Source organism: Paenibacillus nuruki, assembly GCF_963311185.1.
Classification (GTDB): Bacteria; Bacillota; Bacilli; order Paenibacillales; family Paenibacillaceae; genus Saccharibacillus; species Saccharibacillus nuruki.
Map to the genome: position 1 here is coordinate 1,136,639 of NZ_OY725677.1, position 16,200 is coordinate 1,152,838.

Consider the following 16,200-nt stretch of genomic DNA (forward strand, 5'->3'; position numbering starts at 1 on the left):
TTATGCTTATCCACCTACACCAGCGGAGAGGAGAAAATCATTCTGAAAGAGCGAAGCGCTCGCCTTTGTAAATGAATCCTGACTGTGAAGCAGTCATTTAAAGGATTCATTTACAACAAGCGACGACAAGAACGATTTTCTCCTCGCAGCGCCACCCCTAGAAAAGCTAAAATTTAAATAACCACCCACCCTTTGATTTTCAAAACCGTCTTCTTCTGGTATGCTGATAGGTGAACATTTCGACATCAGGTTGAGACGACAGCAAGGAGAGGATTTAGACATCCATGAAATTTGCCGTACTGGATTTTGAGACCACAGGTACTCAGTCCACCGATGATATTATTCAAGTTGGGCTTGCCATTATAGATCATGATTTAAGTATTTCCACCGTATATTCTTCTATGGTGAAGCCAGGAGTGCCTATTCCTCCTTTTATAGAAGGTTTAACTGGAATTAAAAATGAAGATGTAGTCGACGCTCCAGAGTTGGATGATGTCATTTTGGAGATGATTCCTCTACTAGAAGACGCTGTGCTTGTTGGGCATAACGTTGGATTTGATTTAGGATTTTTACAACGAGCTTTGGATCAGACCGGATATTTGGCTTTTACAGGTCGAGTATTAGATACTATGGATTTATTGCGTATTTTTTTTCCGAATCTTTCAAGTTATCAGTTAAGTATGGTCAGTAAAGATTTAGGATTTGTCCATGATCGTCCTCATCAAGCAGATAGCGATGCGTTAGCGACAGCTCATGTATTTCTGAAATGTTTGGAAGAATTGAATGACCTCCCATTGATTACGGTACAACGATTATCCGAACTATTTGATAATCAGGATAGCGATCTAGGTTGGTATTTTGATGGAGTACGGATGGAGAAAGAAGCACAACCGATTCAAGATTTAGACGAACATCGCTTTTTCCGTCAATTGGCGTTAAAAGTAGGCGATTGGAATGAGATTTTACCTGCTCATGAAGAGCGTGGAAATATGCCACTTGCCGATGTGTCCTTTGATGAATTTTTGGAGCAAGTCAAACAGAATTTGCGTAATTTACTTCCTCATTATGAAGAACGTGAACCGCAGAATCGGATGTTTGAAGAAGTAATCAAAGCGATGACGGATGATAAACATCTATTGATCGAAGCAGGAACAGGAACGGGCAAATCGTTAGGTTATTTATTACCTTCGATTTATCATAGCGTGAAAGAAAACGATCGTGTGATGGTAAGTACACATACGATTAATTTGCAAGAACAGTTACGAGAACGGGATATTCCATTACTGACTCAAGTGATTCCATTTGCATTTCGTGCTGCCGTATTTAAAGGACGCCAGCATTATTTGTGTCTGCGCAAATTTGAGCATAAAATAAATACAAAAGAATTTCAAAGTCCTAAAGAAGATGTATTGATTGCAGCTCAAATGATTGTCTGGTTAAATTCGACGGAAACCGGTGATGATGAAGAGCTGAATATGGGTAACCGTGGAGCCGATTTCTGGGAGACGGTAGCGAGTGATACCGATTCTTGTCTTGGTCGTGCATGTCCGTGGTTCCGCAAATGCTTCTACCATCGTGCGAAGCATGAAGCAGGTACAGCTGATGTCGTTATTACGAACCATTCCAAATTATTTACCGATGTCAAAGCAGGGCACCAATTATTGCCTGCTTATGATCGATTGGTGATTGATGAAGCGCATCATTTAGAAGATGTAGCAGGTAAGCACTTGGGTATGCATATGAAATATTTCACATTGGTTCATCCGTTACTTCGTTTGTTCAAAGACAGTAAAAATGGTCAGCTGGCTATTTTGCGTCAACAGTTAGGTTCATCTGGTAATGAGCGTGGTATGGATTGGGCGATAGCGATAGATAATCTATATCCTGAAATTGTAGATGTCAAAGAAAACTGGGACAAATTGAGTGAATTATTATTTGCTTTATTACCTCAGCGTAGTGATGCTGCTCCGGGAGAAGCTGGACAATTTACATTACGTTTGTTACCTGAGAAGCAACCAACAGAATGGACGGTAATTACGGATTTGGAGAATCAGATCCATATCGGACTGAGTCAATTGATTCGTAAAGGCGAACAAGTAATGAATCAGATCAAAGAAAGCGATGAACAGTTGGGCACAGATAGTCTGGTGACTGATGTATCGGGTCTATTCAAAGATTTGACTGTCGTTCGAGACGATCTACGTCAATTTGTGAAGCTGGAAAGTACAGATACGGTCTACTGGTATGAAGCTAATGGAAATTATCGTAGTAAGTCTTTACAGATGTATGCTGTGCCTGTGGATGTGAGCAAGCAATTGAAAGAGTACTTTTTCGATAAAAAGAAAAGTATTATTCTAACATCTGCAACATTATCAATAGAAAAGAAATTCCAATATATGATTGAACAACTGGGACTTGTCGAAGCGGAAAAAGAAGGCAGATTGATGACTGAACAGTTATCTTCACCTTTTAATTATCGTGAGCAATCGCTATTGTTGATTCCACGTGACTTTCCAAGTGTCAAAGGCAGTGTCGGTGATGCCTTCTTTGTAGATACATTAGCGAACTCGTTAGCAGAGACTGCCAAAGCAACGCAAGGACGAATGATGGTTTTATTTACCTCATATCGAATGCTCAAGCAGGTGTATGAGCCATTAAAAGAGAAGTTATCACATAGTGATATTGCTGTATTTGGTCAAGGCGTTGATGGAGGGAGTCGGACGAAGCTTACTCGTAGATTCCAGGAGCGTTCTGCTTCTGTATTGCTTGGAACAAGTAGCTTCTGGGAAGGTGTCGATATTCCGGGCGAAGCATTAACATGTCTGGCGATTGTACGATTACCTTTTCAACCGCCCAATCATCCATTGCTAGAAGCCAAAAGCGAACGGCTTAAAAAAGAAAAGAAAAATCCATTTATGAAATTATCTGTACCGCAAGCAGTTATCCGTTTCAAACAAGGTTTTGGTAGATTAGTACGGACATCTAGTGATCGGGGAATCGTTATTGTCTATGACACTCGTGTGATCGAGTCCTATTATGGCAAGCATTTTCTATATTCATTACCCGGTCCCAAAATGGAACATATGCCGACAGAGCAGATGGTACCCCGTATTACAGAATGGCTTAGCCAGGCCGAACCTGAAAAGGAAACTGTAAATCAAGAGGGGGAGCAAGCATGAAATCCGACAAAATATCAGAAGCAGTCGTGCGAAGACTACCTGTATACCTTAGATATCTGAACGAACTTCACACCCGTGAAGTTCCCACAGTGTCTTCGCAAGAATTGGGACAAAAATTAGATTTGAATCCAGCACAAATTCGCAAAGACTTAGCTTATTTTGGAGATTTTGGACGTAAAGGAATCGGGTATGATGTATCTTATCTGATTGAGAAAATACGTCATATTTTAAAATTAGATCAACAGATCAATGTCGCACTTGTAGGTGCAGGTAATCTAGGGCATGCCCTTTCGAACTATAATATGTATTTGAAAGAAACGATGAAAATCGTAGCTGTGTTTGATTCTCTTGAACCCAAAGTCGGTTCGATGATCAATACATTAGTTGTACAACCGATCGAAGAACTTGGAGCAACAGTCAAAGCGAAAAGTATTCGTATTGGTATTATTACTGTGCCTAATATTGAAGCACAGCGTGTAGCAGATCAATTGATTGAAGCAGGGATCGAAGCCATTTTGAACTTTGCACCGATTATTTTGAAAGCTCCACCGCATATTCGTGTACACACTGCTGATTTTACAACGGACTTACTAAGCCTTGCCTATTATCTGGAAGATGGAAAGGAACATGAAACTAATGAATAACACCTCGAACAAATGGGTTATCAAAAACGGTATGTTTGCTGTAATGAGTGAAGAAAAATCGATGCTTTTCGGACATATGGTGATTGAAGATGGATGGATCACTTATCTTGGAGAAGAAGAGCCTGTGATTGAAGAAGGAACAACAGTAGTCGATGGTAATCATTTGTTCTTTATCCCGGGTCTAGTGAACAGTCATGGTCATGCGGCAATGTCTTTGCTACGTGGATATGGCGACGACCTTGCACTACAAGTATGGTTACAGGAAAAAATGTGGCCGATGGAAGCGAAGTTTACAAGTGACGATGTATACTGGGGAACATCATTATCTGTACTTGAAATGTTAAAAGGCGGTACTACGACATTCCTGGATATGTATGATCGTTCAGAACGTGTTGCTGAAGTCGTAGAGCAATCAGGAATGCGTGCTGTATTGATGCGTGGTGTTATCGGCTTATGTTCAGAAGAAGAGCAAAAGCAAAAGTTACAACAATCTATCGACTTTGCACGGGATTGGCATGGTCAAGCTGATGGACGTATTACAACGATGATGTCTCCACATGCGCCGTATACATGTCCTCCTGCATACATCGAACAATTTGTACAAGCAGCACATGACTTGGATTTGCCGCTGCATACACATATGTCTGAGACGTTAGCTGAAGTACAATTAAATGTAACTGATTATGGATTACGTCCTGTAGCTCATTTGGAGAAATTAGGATTTTTCACGCGTCCAGCCCTTTTGGCACATGCTGTTCATTTGAATGATGAAGAGATCGAAATGCTGGCGCAACATAAAGTAGCTGTTTCGCATAATCCGGGTAGTAATCTGAAATTAGCAAGTGGTGTTGCTCGTGTTCCTGATTTATTGCGTGCAGGTGTAGTCGTTTCTTTAGGAACAGATGGCCCGGCAAGTAATAACAACTTGGATATGTTTGAAGAGATGCGTTTGGCAGCTCTTATTCATAAAGGAGTATCCGGAGATCCAACAGCGGTACCTGCATTAGAAGCATTGAAAATGGGTACAGAATACGGTGCGAAATCTGTATTTTTGAATGACGTAGGTACATTTGCTGTCGGTATGAAAGCCGATATTACGGCATTAAATGTAGATCAACCGCATTTCTTGCCACGTACTGATTTTATCTCACATACCATTTATTCTGCATCAGCTAAAGATGTATTGCATGTCTGGGTAGATGGTAAGCAATTAATCAAAGATGGTATATCATTAACACTGGATGAAGAAAAAATTCGTCATGAAGCCCAAAGTGCTTTTGAAGGTTTGCTCAAACGCTAACCGGAAGTCGACAGGAAAGGATGGCGTGTTTTGCGAAATTTGGGAAGTGGAAAATGGATCGCAATCATTATTGTAGTAGTAGGATTGCTTGTATTAGGTGTTAATCAATTTTATGTTCATGTTATGGCGCAGCCATGGAGTAAAGAGCAGCTGGCGATCAACAGTGCACAGGAAAAGGCTGATATCGTATCTGTGACACGTACATTTAATTCTGTCTGGACAGATACTTCAACGTATTGGGTAGTTGAAGGTAAGAACACAGCACAAGAAGACCTTATGGTCTGGGTAAAGTTCAATATTGATGGCTCAGTCGCTGAAGGTGCTAATGCCGTACATGTTGAGAAAACAGCAGGTACAGTGACATATGAAAAAGTAAATGCTTTACTACAAAATGATCTGCCTGGAGCAGAAGCTGTACGTATTGTTCCCGGTTCATTCAAAGGAAAATATGCATGGCAAGTCTTTGTCAAACTCAATGAACGTTACTATTATATTTTTTATAATTTCCGTGATGGAGCTAAATTAAGTGAACCCATGGAACTGCCAGCAACATTAAAAGGAACAGGTCAAGAAGATTGACACAAGAAGAGTAAATCAAAAAAGCATGATCTTTTGAATTCAGCGTATGAATTCATCCAGATCATGCTTTTTTTGTTGCAGTGGAGGTATATAGGATTATAAGCGGAATTGTAAAACAGTACTCTGTAATTTCTCTGCCATCGCATGAAGTGTAGCCGTATGCGCTGTGCTTTCTTCAAGGAAAGCTAACTGCTCTTCTGTAGCCGCACTTACACTTTCGGTATTTGAAGCGACATGATCGGTTAATCCTGAAATATTTTCCATCGATTTTACAATTTTCTCCGAATGACCGGATAAATGATGAAGCGAATCGGTGACTTCTTTAATCTCGGCAGTAGTGTGATCGGTCAAAGTTTTGATCGTATTGAACAGATTGCCTACAGAATGGGCAGCCGTGATACCTTGACTCACTTCTTTAACCATACTTTCAACCGATTCAGTTGCACCTCTAGTCTCATTCTGAATCGTATTCACGAGTTCTTTAACACGTTTAACAGAATCATTGGTTTCATTGGATAGTTTGCGAATTTCGGAGGTTACTACAGCAAATCCACGTCCATGTTCTCCAGCCCGAGCCGCTTCAATCGCAGCATTCAGTGATAATAGACCTGTTTGAGAAGCGATCGAAGAAATAGCATTATTGATTTCTTCGATTTCACTAGAGCGTTTGTTAAGCGACGAAATAATGATTTCCAGCTTACTCATCCGCTGCTGAATTTGATCCATTTGATTCATAACATGAGATATTTCTTTATCACCTAGTAAAGCTTGTGTCTGTGCTTGTTGAGCGACATTCATTGCTTGTTGACTGCTTTGATCGATCTGCTGAATATCTTTATTCACATCATATACAGCTTGTAGACCACCTTCAACAATTTTGACCTGATCTTGGGTACTATTTGAGAGGTCTGACATAATATCAGCTACATGTTCTGCTGCTTTGCCTGTTTCAGATGTTCCGCTTGCTACATCTCTAGAAATAGAAATGACTTGTGCTGCATTATCATTAATTTCATGAACGAGATGCCGCAGATTATTTTTCATACTGTTAAAAGAAAACGCTAGCTCGCCTAGTTCATCTTTTTGCTTGACGGTTACATCTTCAATATTAAGATCACCTGTAGATATCGCTTTAGCCGCTTTATTTAATTTCTGTAATGGCTTGGAGATCAGACGAGAAATAATGATACCGATGATAATAGCTAGAGCAAAGTTAATAACGCTGATCGTAATTGCTAGTTGACGAGCATGTAATACTTTTTGCAGATTTTCATTTTTAGCAGTTTCCATAAGAGCATCTTGCTGATCTGAAAATTGTTGAGCAAATTTAACAATAACACTACCTACAGGAATAACGCTTGTAATGATATCGAGATAAGACTGATCCAGCTGTGTAGGAGGAAGGTTAAATAATTCTTGAGCATGTGTTTTGTAATAGTCATTCATTTTGAGCATGTAATCTATTTTTTCAGTATCTTCAGTAGAGACGACTAGACTTTTCATATCTGTTAAAAGTTGAGTCGTCTGATCGTTGGTACTTAATAATTGAGAACCATAATAAGAATCACGACTTAACATATAGGTCTGCATATATCCATTTTGACTGGTCGCATAAAATTTCAAATTATCGGCTTGCGATTTAAGTGTGACATAACGATCTAGAATTGTACTCATTGATTTTTGTATTTGTTGTAGAGACATAATATAAATGACTCCTGCACAGCCAGCAATCAGGGCAATGGCAAGAAATCCAGCTAAAAGCTTATGCAGGATAGATAGACGCATCAGAGACCACTCCTTTATATATAATCATTTCCATTTGGCAATATACTTTTCTGTATTGGCTTCGGTAATTAATTCATAAGGAATAATGATTTCTTTTTCGACTTGTTTACCATTTGCAGCTTCAATCGTAGTTTTGAGTCCTTGAGATCCTTGAGCAGCCGCATTTTGATAAACAGAGACTTTTAACTTATTGGCTTTCATAAAATTAAGAGCATCCATCGTACCATCGACACCGGCAAATATAATATTTTGATCTTGACCTTCCACTTGTGCCGCCAAAATAGCGCCAATAATCATTTCATCGTTATTGGCTACCACCGCATCAATTTTTTGACCGGATGCTAACCATTTAGCCATCAATGCCATACCTTTAGCACGATCATAATTAGCGGTTTCTTCAAAAACGATCTTCATATTCGGATATTTGGCAATAACGTCCTTGTTACCTTGAGTACGGTTTATCTGGGCATCACTACCCATATCGCCATCCATAATGGCAATATTACCTTTGCCACCTAACAATTTAGCCACTTCGTTCATTTGAAGTGTACCGGCAGTCAAAGAATCAGAGCCGATGTAAGATGTGGTAGTTGTTAATTCTTTAAATGTACGATTTACCGCAATAATAGGAATATTCGCTTGATTAGCTAAATCTACAATCGTTTTGGAAATAGTAGCGTCCATCGGTAAAAAAGCAATTGCTTTGACATCCTGAGCAATAAATTCTTTGATTTGTTGAAGTTGAATAGAAGGATCATTTTTGGCATCCGCATAAGTGACAGTGACATCAGGTTGTGTTTTGGCATAGTCTTCCATACCAGCCTCTACATAACTGATAAAGCGATCATTCATATCTGGAATAGATACACCAATAGTGATCTTTCCTGCTGTGTTAGTCGTAGTTGTAGGAGTTGTTGCTGCTGTAGTTGTAGAAGAGGCAGTAGAATCGGTTGTAACAGGAGCTACAGAAGGGCTAGAAGTACAACCCGAAATAAGCACAATCAGAGCGATCAACAAAAGAGCGGGGGAAACCGAAAAAATACGCGCATTGCCTAACCTCCATACTATTCATTTTTAGAAATATATAACGTTTACATTTTGAAAACAATTTAAATGAGGACAAAATGTGACAAGATATAAAGTATATCGACACAGGGTGTATTTTTAATAATAGGGAGTTTTATTTATTTTAAAGGGGAAAAGAGAAAGGGCTGAATATTACTAAAAGTAGTGCTATTAGAAATCAAAAAACACATATGATATACTAGATATAGATAAATAAATGTGAACATAACAAAAAAACCTATCCATTAACTGTTACCGATAGGCTAGAAGATGCCGAAATAAAATATATGTTGCTATGTACATCGTGTTGACTACATTAAAGGAGGACGTATATGAAACTCCGTATCATGCCTATTTTTATTACTGTAATCGTATCTGCCACTTTACTTTTTGGTGGATGGTTTACGTATCGTCAGCTGACTCTCTACAGTCCGCTAACAAAAATTGTACAGAACTATCCTGGGGTCAATAACTCTCATATTAGTATTAACCCAAAAGAAGTCATGTTGAAACTCGATCTTGCACCTTCCGCAGATTTAGGTGGTTTGGTACAACTATTGAATAAGCAAGGAACAGATATTTGGGGAAAACGTACACTTCAACTTGAAGTCACTGATCACTCCAATACAGAACTAGATAAAGTATGGGAAAATGCAATGTTCTCTGTCTCTCAAGCAATGGCTACTCAAAAATACACTGAAATTCCGCAAACGGTTGAAAATATTATGCAAGCCAATAAAGATATTCAAGTGAAAGCAGAAATGGATGAACGTAATGTATACGTATCTTTGAGCAATGGTAAAGGAAGCAAATTCCTGATCTTGCCACGTCATTCCCAAGTCACAGGAGGAAGCGCCTAATGCCTAAATCAACAAAAGAGATTGTTATTGGATTTGTACCTGTATTACTCATTTTTCTTATTTTTATAGGGTATAATATTTTACCATTACTATTGATTGCTGCTCTGGCTGGTGGAACATTTTTGGTTCTGCAAATGCGTGGTGGATTAGCTGTAGGTGCTGCTCAAGAACGAAAACGTAAAAAAAATGGTCCGCTCAAATTAACGTTTGAACAAATTGGTGGTCAGGACAATGCTAAGCGCGAATTGCGTGAAGCCCTTGATTTTCTTGTTCGTCATGATGAAATGAACAAATTCGGAATTCGTCCGTTAAAAGGTATCTTGCTGACAGGTCCTCCGGGGACAGGTAAAACATTGATGGCCAAAGCGGCTGCTCATTATACCGATTCTGTATTTGTAAGTGCTTCAGGTAGTGAATTTGTAGAAATGTATGTCGGTGTTGGTGCAGGGCGTATCCGTGATCTATTCAAAGACGCTCGTACTCGTGCCGCCAAAGAAAATAAGCAAAGCGCGATTATTTTTATCGATGAAATAGATGTTATTGGTGGTAAACGTGAAGGTGGACAACAACGTGAGTATGATCAGACGTTGAACCAGCTGTTAACCGAGATGGATGGGATCTACAGTAATGAAGCTCCACGTATCCTAATTATTGCAGCAACCAACCGTAAAGAAATGCTGGATAGTGCATTGTTACGCCCGGGTCGTTTTGATCGTCATATTCAAGTGGATCTACCTGACAAAAAAGGTCGTAAGCATATTCTAGAGCTTCATGCAGCAAACAAACCGCTTGGAGAAGAAACGGATCTGGATAAATTAGCAGAAGAAGCATATGGATTCTCTGGGGCTCAATTAGAAAGCGTGATGAATGAAGGTGCAATCTATGCGATGCGTCAGAATGCAGATCATATTTTGCAAAGTCATTTATCTATGGCGATTGATAAAGTCATGATGGGTGAAAAAACAGATCGTGAATCCAGTGTCGAAGAAAAGCGTCGTGTCGCTATTCATGAACTAGGACATGCGATTATGGCTGAAGTGGTTCGTCCGGGCAGTGTAGGACAAGTAGCGCTTAGTCCGCGTGGACAAGCACTGGGTTATGTACGTCATAATCCTGCGCAAGAACAATACTTGTATACGAAGCCATTTTTGGAAGAGCAGATTATGATTGCTCTAGCTGGAGCGGCGGCTGAGGAAATGTATTATGAAGGACGGAGTACAGGTTCTAGAGGCGATTTTGATCAGGCACTCAGTATTGTACAAACGATGATGGAATCGGGATTGACCAGACTTGGAATTGTAAGTATGAATATGGTTCCTAAAGAACAACTAATGAAAGAAAATAATACAATTCTTGAAGATTTAACCAGACGTACCAAGGAAATTCTAGATAGTCGCCGTCTTATTTTTGACACATCTTTAGACATTTTGTTAAAAGAAGAAGTGTTATCTGGCGAACAATTTCGACAACAGTTCAAGAAAAGTTCAAATGTACCAGCATAATTTAAAATGCTGGTACTTTTTTTTACTTTTTGCCTGCGCTACGCTATTATTAGATGTTGGAGAGCATATCAAAGCCTGACGTTACGTTTTGATTTTTTAAGCTTTAATATACGTGTACATTCGATCAATTGCAATCGATCGATGTATTAGGTATGAACGTAAGCTATAGAAAAGAAGATAACTAATTAAAGGCTTCAAAGGATATAGACGAAGTAGAATGAGTCTATACACTTTATGAATATTGGAAGGGTGGAAAGAAACCATGAATTTTAAAAAAGTCGGCGTTATCGGCGGCGGTACAATGGGACAAGGTATTTCTGAAATGCTTGCTAAGAAGGGCATTGAGGTTTTACTTGTTGAGAAAACACAGGACAAGCTGAACCATGCTTGGGATATGATTGAGACGAGTCTAGACAAACAAATGGAGAAATGGGCATTAACTCATGCAGAGAAAAAATTGATTTTGTCCAAAATCGCTAAAGTGACTCATTTTGCAGATCTAAGTTCATGTGAATTGGTTATTGAGACGATCAGCGAAGATCCAGAAGCGAAAAAAGAAGTCTTTGCTCAATTGGATCAAGTATGTCCAAGCAACGTTATTCTGGCAAGTAATACATCTACACTGAGCTTAACAGAATTGGCTAGTTCTACAATGTACCCAGAACGCGTGATTGGGATGCACTTTATTTATCCAGTATCCAAAATTGATCTAGTGGAGATTATTCGTGGTCTTCGTACATCGGATCAAACGTTTGAAGTGACGAAGAACTTTATTGAGCAAACAGTAAACAAACGCGGAATCATGGTTTATGAATCTCCTGGATTTGTAACAAGCCGTATTATCTGTTTATTGATCAATGAAGCATTGCATGTACTTGAAGAAGGCGTAGCTTCTGCTGAAGATATCGATGATTCGATGCGCATTGGTTACCAATTCCAATATGGTCCGCTTGAAATGGCTGACCGTTTCGGATTAGATTCAGTCAATGCAGCACTTGAGCGTATGTTCCGTGAATATGGAGAGCTGAAGTACCGCCCGGCAATCATTTTGAAAAAAATGGTGCGTGCAGGTAGTCTTGGCGTGAAAACAGGCGAAGGATTCTTCAAGTATGACAAGGATGGTGACCGGATATGAAAGTACTCGTAATTAATGCAGGTAGTTCTTCTCTAAAATACCAACTGTATAACATGACAGACGAAAGTGTTCTAGCTAAAGGACGTGTAGAGCGAATCGGAATGGATTCTTCTATCCTTGTGCATGAGCCTACAGGCGGCGAAGAATACAATACAGTAAGCGAAATTCTAGATCATACGATTGCAATCCGTCGTGTACTAGAAAGCTTAACAGATGAGAAACATGGTGTTATGAAATCTGTAGATGAAATTGACGCTGTAGGACACCGTGTAGTACAAGGAGCAGAATCATTTAAAGAGTCTGTTCTTGTAGACAAAGATGTAAAAAAAGAAATTCGTCGCTTATTCGATCTAGCACCTCTTCATAACCCTGCACATATTATGGGGATTGAAGCTGTTGAATTGAATATGCCTGATGTACCACAGGTGGTTGTATTTGATACAGCATTCCACCAAACGATGCCTGAAAAAGCATATTTGTATGCTATTCCTAAAGTACTTTACAAAAAACACAAAGTGCGTCGTTACGGATTCCACGGCACTTCTCACTATTATGTAAGTCTTGCAGCAGCTGAATACCTCAAACGCCCGTTAAAAGAACTTAAAGTCATCACTTGCCATATTGGTAACGGTGGTAGCTTGACAGCAGTTAAAGATGGTATTTCTGTAGATACATCTATGGGCATGACACCGCTTGAAGGTTTAATTATGGGTACACGTAGTGGTGATTTAGATCCAGCGATCGTACCTTATGTCATGAACAAAGAAGAACTGAGTATTGGCGAAGTTAACTTTATGTTGAACAAACATAGTGGGCTGATGGCTATTTCAGGTTCAAGCAGTGATATGCGTGAGATTACAGATGCGATGGCAGAAGGCGATGCAAATTCAACACTTGCTTTTGAAATGTTTGAATATCGTTTGCGTAAATACATCGGTTCTTATGTAGCTGCTATGGACGGTGTAGATGTAATCGTCTTTACAGCAGGTATCGGTGAAAACTCTGCAATCGTTCGTGAAAAAGTATGCGAAAACTTAACGTATCTTGGTGTGAAATTAGATCCAGAATTGAACAAAATTCGTTCTGGTGACCCACGTCGCATTTCTACACCGGATTCTAAAGTAGAAGTACTGGTTGTTCCTACCAATGAAGAACTTGTGATTGCACGCGATACGTACAAGTTGATTCAAAAGTAAGAAAAACTACAGATTATAAACAAGCAGATGTTTATTGTATAATGATTTAAAATAGGTAAATGGATGTTATTCAAATGATTTAAATCATGTTAACATAAGAGATTCCCAGTAGAAATCAAAGCAAAGTCGTTTTTTGCTTTGATTTCTTGCTGAGAATGACCTTTTTCATATACCTATTTCATTGATATGGCTCAATAAACAAAAGGGAGAGTATATAAATGTCGACCAAAACCGTTATAAAAAAAGTAAATGAGCATGTTGAACAGACTGTCACGATTGGCGCATGGATCAACAATAAGCGCTCTAGCGGTAAAATCCAGTTTTTACAATTACGTGATGGTACCGGTTACATTCAAGGCGTTGTTGTAAAAAGCGAAGTATCTGAAGAATTGTGGAATGATGCTAAAAGCTTAACGCAAGAAAGTTCTTTGTATGTAACAGGGATTATTCGCGAAGAACCACGTAGTAAGTCTGGATATGAAATGACTGTTACAGGGATTGAAATTATCCATTTGACTGAAAACTATCCGATTACACCTAAAGAGCATGGTACAGATTTCTTGATGGATCATCGTCATCTATGGTTACGTTCCAACAGACAACGTGCTGTTATGGTGATTCGTGCAGAAATTATTCGTGCAGTACAAGAATTTTTCAACGACAATGGATTTACCAAAGTCGATCCACCTATCTTAACTCCATCTGCGGCAGAAGATTCTACAGAATTGTTCCATATCAAATACTTTGATGAAGATGCTTATCTTACTCAAAGTGGACAGTTGTACATGGAAGCAGCAGCAATGGCATTGGGTAAAGTGTATTCATTTGGTCCTACATTCCGTGCAGAGAAATCCAAAACACGTCGTCACTTGATCGAGTTCTGGATGATTGAGCCTGAAATGGCATTTACAGATCATGAAGAAAGCTTACGTGTACAAGAACAGTTTGTAGCTTATGTGGTACAATCTGTACTTAAAAATTGTCGCACTGAATTGGAAACGTTGGAGCGTGATATTTCTAAATTAGAAAATATTCAAGCGCCATTCCCACGTATTTCATATGATGAAGCGATTGAATTCTTAAAAGGTAAAGATTTTGATATTCCTTGGGGTAATGACTTTGGTGCGCCACACGAGACAGCGATTGCTGAAGCGTATGACAAGCCTGTATTTATTACCAACTATCCTAAAGATATCAAAGCTTTCTATATGAAACCTGATCCTGAACGTCCTGAAGTGGTATTGTGTGCGGATATGATCGCACCTGAAGGATATGGAGAGATTATTGGTGGATCACAACGTATTGACGATCCAGAGCTAATGAAGCAGCGTTTTGAAGAACATAACCTGACTGAAGAAGCTTATAAATGGTATCTTGATCTACGTACTTACGGAAGCGTACCGCATTCTGGCTTCGGTCTAGGTCTAGAGCGTACGGTAGCATGGATTTGTGGATTGGATCATGTCCGTGAAACCATTGCATTCCCACGTATGTTGTACCGTCTGTACCCTTAGTCTCTGCGTAGGATGATGTCTAATCGTAGAGCAATAGAAAGGGTGAATCACATGGGCGGAGAACAATGGAAGTCCTGGTCTAAAGGTGCTGCCTTTGCTTTGGGCTTGCAGACGGCGAATGTGCCTTATGCATTGCTCAAATATTATCAGGCATTAGATCTGGATGATGCGGAAGCAATGTTGCTCATTCAAATTCTATCTTTTCGACAAGTTGAAAATAATGAATTCCCGACACTTGAAGAACTACAATGGAGAACAGGAGCAGATGCTTCTCTGATCGCTACTCGTATCCAGAAGTTAATGAAGTCAGGGTTTGTATTAATTGAAGATGAAGAAGACCCGTTAACAGGCATTCGCTATGAGCGTTATGATCTAAGCGGATTGTATGAGAAACTGGGTACTGTACTGGCTACAGAGCAGCAGGATATGATTGATTCTTCAGACGTCTTACCTGAACCTGTCAAACCGATGTCCAAAGCAGATAAGCAAGCAGAGAATGAGCGCAACCTTTTTATTATTTTTGAAAAAGAATTTGCTCGTCCGTTATCTCCAATGGAATGCGAAACGATCTCCAGTTGGATCGATCAGGATCGGTATGCTGAAGAATTGATTTTAATGGCGCTCAAAGAAGCTGTATTTGCAGGTAAGCTTCATTTTAGATACATTGATCGTATTTTACTGGAATGGAATCGCAACCGTGTACGTACAGTAGAAGACGCTAGAGCACACACACAGAAATTCCGTCAACGCTAAGTTGGTAGGATCTGTTTCATGGCTATTAATAAATAAAGTGTAAAAAAACAAAAGGCTGTTTCCTCGATAGTATTTGGGGAAACAGTCTTTTTTGTGTTAGATCTATTTATCTAATGTATAGAGAGATCAAATGCAGAAATTTATGAAATAGAAGAAGAGAAGATTTGTACTCATTTGGATAGATAAAAGAAGTACATATTTTAGAAAATATTTGGAGAATCTATATGAACAAAATAGACTCAAAAAGGTAAAAAAGAAGATTTTCTAAAAACTTTTTAAATATTTTTTTATGCTCAAAATCTTCTTTTTTGAAGTCATTTTGATATAAATCTAAGGAGGATCTAAAAGAAAATATTTAAGATTATTTATTCAATAAAAAGCATGAATATACATTATCCTATATTTGGAAAAAGGAGTTTGTCTGTAATAAAAGAAGATTGAAAATTATAGCTAGCTAGTTAGGTGTGAGGTATATATAACATGAAGAGTGATGTAGTAGATTGATCGCTAGTATAAATGATAAAAGAGAAATGTAAAAATAAAAACAACTGATTACAGAGTAACCAAGGGATTTACATAGGGTAGCAAACCTAAAAAGGATATTTTTCAAGTTAAATGTAAGAATATAGAGAGGGATTTATAACTCCAAAAGTATTTATATGATAATATTTTTATATAAATAACGCTT

At 38.8% G+C, this 16,200-nt stretch carries 12 protein-coding genes; 10 read left to right on the forward strand and 2 right to left on the reverse strand.

Translation table 11 applies throughout. The annotated features are described in order from the left end of the window. Nucleotides 1-284 precede the first annotated feature (284 nt). The 4 genes from dinG to RCP16_RS05130 are packed head-to-tail and all read left to right on the forward strand — an operon-like array spanning nt 285 to nt 5,702. A complete protein-coding gene (dinG, locus tag RCP16_RS05115; RefSeq protein WP_069327947.1) occupies nt 285-3,179 on the forward strand; it encodes an ATP-dependent DNA helicase DinG in 2,895 nt (964 codons plus the stop codon). Further along, a complete protein-coding gene (locus RCP16_RS05120) occupies nt 3,176-3,823 on the forward strand; it encodes a redox-sensing transcriptional repressor Rex (RefSeq protein ID WP_069327948.1) in 648 nt (215 codons plus the stop codon). The genes dinG and RCP16_RS05120 overlap by 4 nt, the downstream gene beginning before the upstream one ends. Next, nucleotides 3,816-5,123, forward strand: a complete 1,308-nt coding sequence (locus tag RCP16_RS05125) for an amidohydrolase (protein WP_069327949.1) — start codon at nt 3,816-3,818, stop codon at nt 5,121-5,123. The genes RCP16_RS05120 and RCP16_RS05125 overlap by 8 nt, the downstream gene beginning before the upstream one ends. Before the next feature lie 30 nt (nt 5,124-5,153). Then, entirely contained in the window at nt 5,154-5,702 is a 549-nt protein-coding gene (locus RCP16_RS05130) for a cell wall elongation regulator TseB-like domain-containing protein (protein ID WP_308641796.1), read from the forward strand. A 96-nt stretch (nt 5,703-5,798) separates the two neighbouring features. On the opposite strand, the gene RCP16_RS05135 is transcribed toward RCP16_RS05130, so the two are convergent. After that, nucleotides 5,799-7,487, reverse strand: a complete 1,689-nt coding sequence (locus tag RCP16_RS05135; protein ID WP_069327951.1) for a methyl-accepting chemotaxis protein — start codon at nt 7,485-7,487, stop codon at nt 5,799-5,801. A 24-nt stretch (nt 7,488-7,511) separates the two neighbouring features. Continuing rightward, the gene (locus RCP16_RS05140; protein ID WP_308641797.1) at nt 7,512-8,486 is read right to left on the reverse strand and encodes a sugar ABC transporter substrate-binding protein; all 975 of its coding nucleotides are present in this window, start codon (nt 8,484-8,486) and stop codon (nt 7,512-7,514) included. A 398-nt stretch (nt 8,487-8,884) separates the two neighbouring features. Between RCP16_RS05140 and RCP16_RS05145 the strand changes: the two genes are divergently transcribed. The 6 genes from RCP16_RS05145 to RCP16_RS05170 all read left to right on the forward strand — a co-directional run bounded on the left by RCP16_RS05145 (nt 8,885) and on the right by RCP16_RS05170 (nt 15,512). Then, nucleotides 8,885-9,412, forward strand: coding sequence for a hypothetical protein (locus RCP16_RS05145; RefSeq protein ID WP_308641798.1), 528 nt, complete (start codon nt 8,885-8,887; stop codon nt 9,410-9,412). Continuing rightward, nucleotides 9,412-10,914, forward strand: coding sequence for an AAA family ATPase (locus RCP16_RS05150; RefSeq protein WP_069327954.1), 1,503 nt, complete (start codon nt 9,412-9,414; stop codon nt 10,912-10,914). Before RCP16_RS05145 ends, RCP16_RS05150 begins: the two co-directional genes overlap by 1 nt. A gap of 262 nt (nt 10,915-11,176) precedes the next feature. After that, the gene (locus tag RCP16_RS05155; RefSeq protein ID WP_069327955.1) at nt 11,177-12,049 is read left to right on the forward strand and encodes a 3-hydroxyacyl-CoA dehydrogenase family protein; all 873 of its coding nucleotides are present in this window, start codon (nt 11,177-11,179) and stop codon (nt 12,047-12,049) included. Continuing rightward, entirely contained in the window at nt 12,046-13,245 is a 1,200-nt protein-coding gene (locus tag RCP16_RS05160) for an acetate kinase (RefSeq protein WP_069327956.1), read from the forward strand. The genes RCP16_RS05155 and RCP16_RS05160 overlap by 4 nt, the downstream gene beginning before the upstream one ends. A 218-nt stretch (nt 13,246-13,463) precedes the next feature. Next, complete coding sequence (gene asnS / locus RCP16_RS05165) at nt 13,464-14,759, forward strand: asparagine--tRNA ligase (protein WP_069327957.1); 1,296 nt, start codon at nt 13,464-13,466, stop codon at nt 14,757-14,759. Between the two features lie 51 nt (nt 14,760-14,810). Further along, on the forward strand, nt 14,811-15,512 hold the full coding sequence (locus tag RCP16_RS05170; protein ID WP_137220615.1) for a DnaD domain-containing protein: 702 nt from the start codon (nt 14,811-14,813) through the stop codon (nt 15,510-15,512). Nucleotides 15,513-16,200: the final 688 nt, after the last annotated feature.

Coding starts and splice junctions, on each gene's coding strand:
- RCP16_RS05135 (WP_069327951.1), bottom strand. CDS start 7,487: ATGCGTCTATCTATCCTGCATAAGCTTTTAGCTGGATTTCTTGCCATT.
- RCP16_RS05155 (WP_069327955.1), top strand. CDS start 11,177: ATGAATTTTAAAAAAGTCGGCGTTATCGGCGGCGGTACAATGGGACAA.
- RCP16_RS05150 (WP_069327954.1), top strand. CDS start 9,412: ATGCCTAAATCAACAAAAGAGATTGTTATTGGATTTGTACCTGTATTA.
- RCP16_RS05170 (WP_137220615.1), top strand. CDS start 14,811: ATGGGCGGAGAACAATGGAAGTCCTGGTCTAAAGGTGCTGCCTTTGCT.
- RCP16_RS05120 (WP_069327948.1), top strand. CDS start 3,176: ATGAAATCCGACAAAATATCAGAAGCAGTCGTGCGAAGACTACCTGTA.
- RCP16_RS05145 (WP_308641798.1), top strand. CDS start 8,885: ATGAAACTCCGTATCATGCCTATTTTTATTACTGTAATCGTATCTGCC.
- dinG (WP_069327947.1), top strand. CDS start 285: ATGAAATTTGCCGTACTGGATTTTGAGACCACAGGTACTCAGTCCACC.
- RCP16_RS05125 (WP_069327949.1), top strand. CDS start 3,816: ATGAATAACACCTCGAACAAATGGGTTATCAAAAACGGTATGTTTGCT.
- RCP16_RS05160 (WP_069327956.1), top strand. CDS start 12,046: ATGAAAGTACTCGTAATTAATGCAGGTAGTTCTTCTCTAAAATACCAA.
- asnS (WP_069327957.1), top strand. CDS start 13,464: ATGTCGACCAAAACCGTTATAAAAAAAGTAAATGAGCATGTTGAACAG.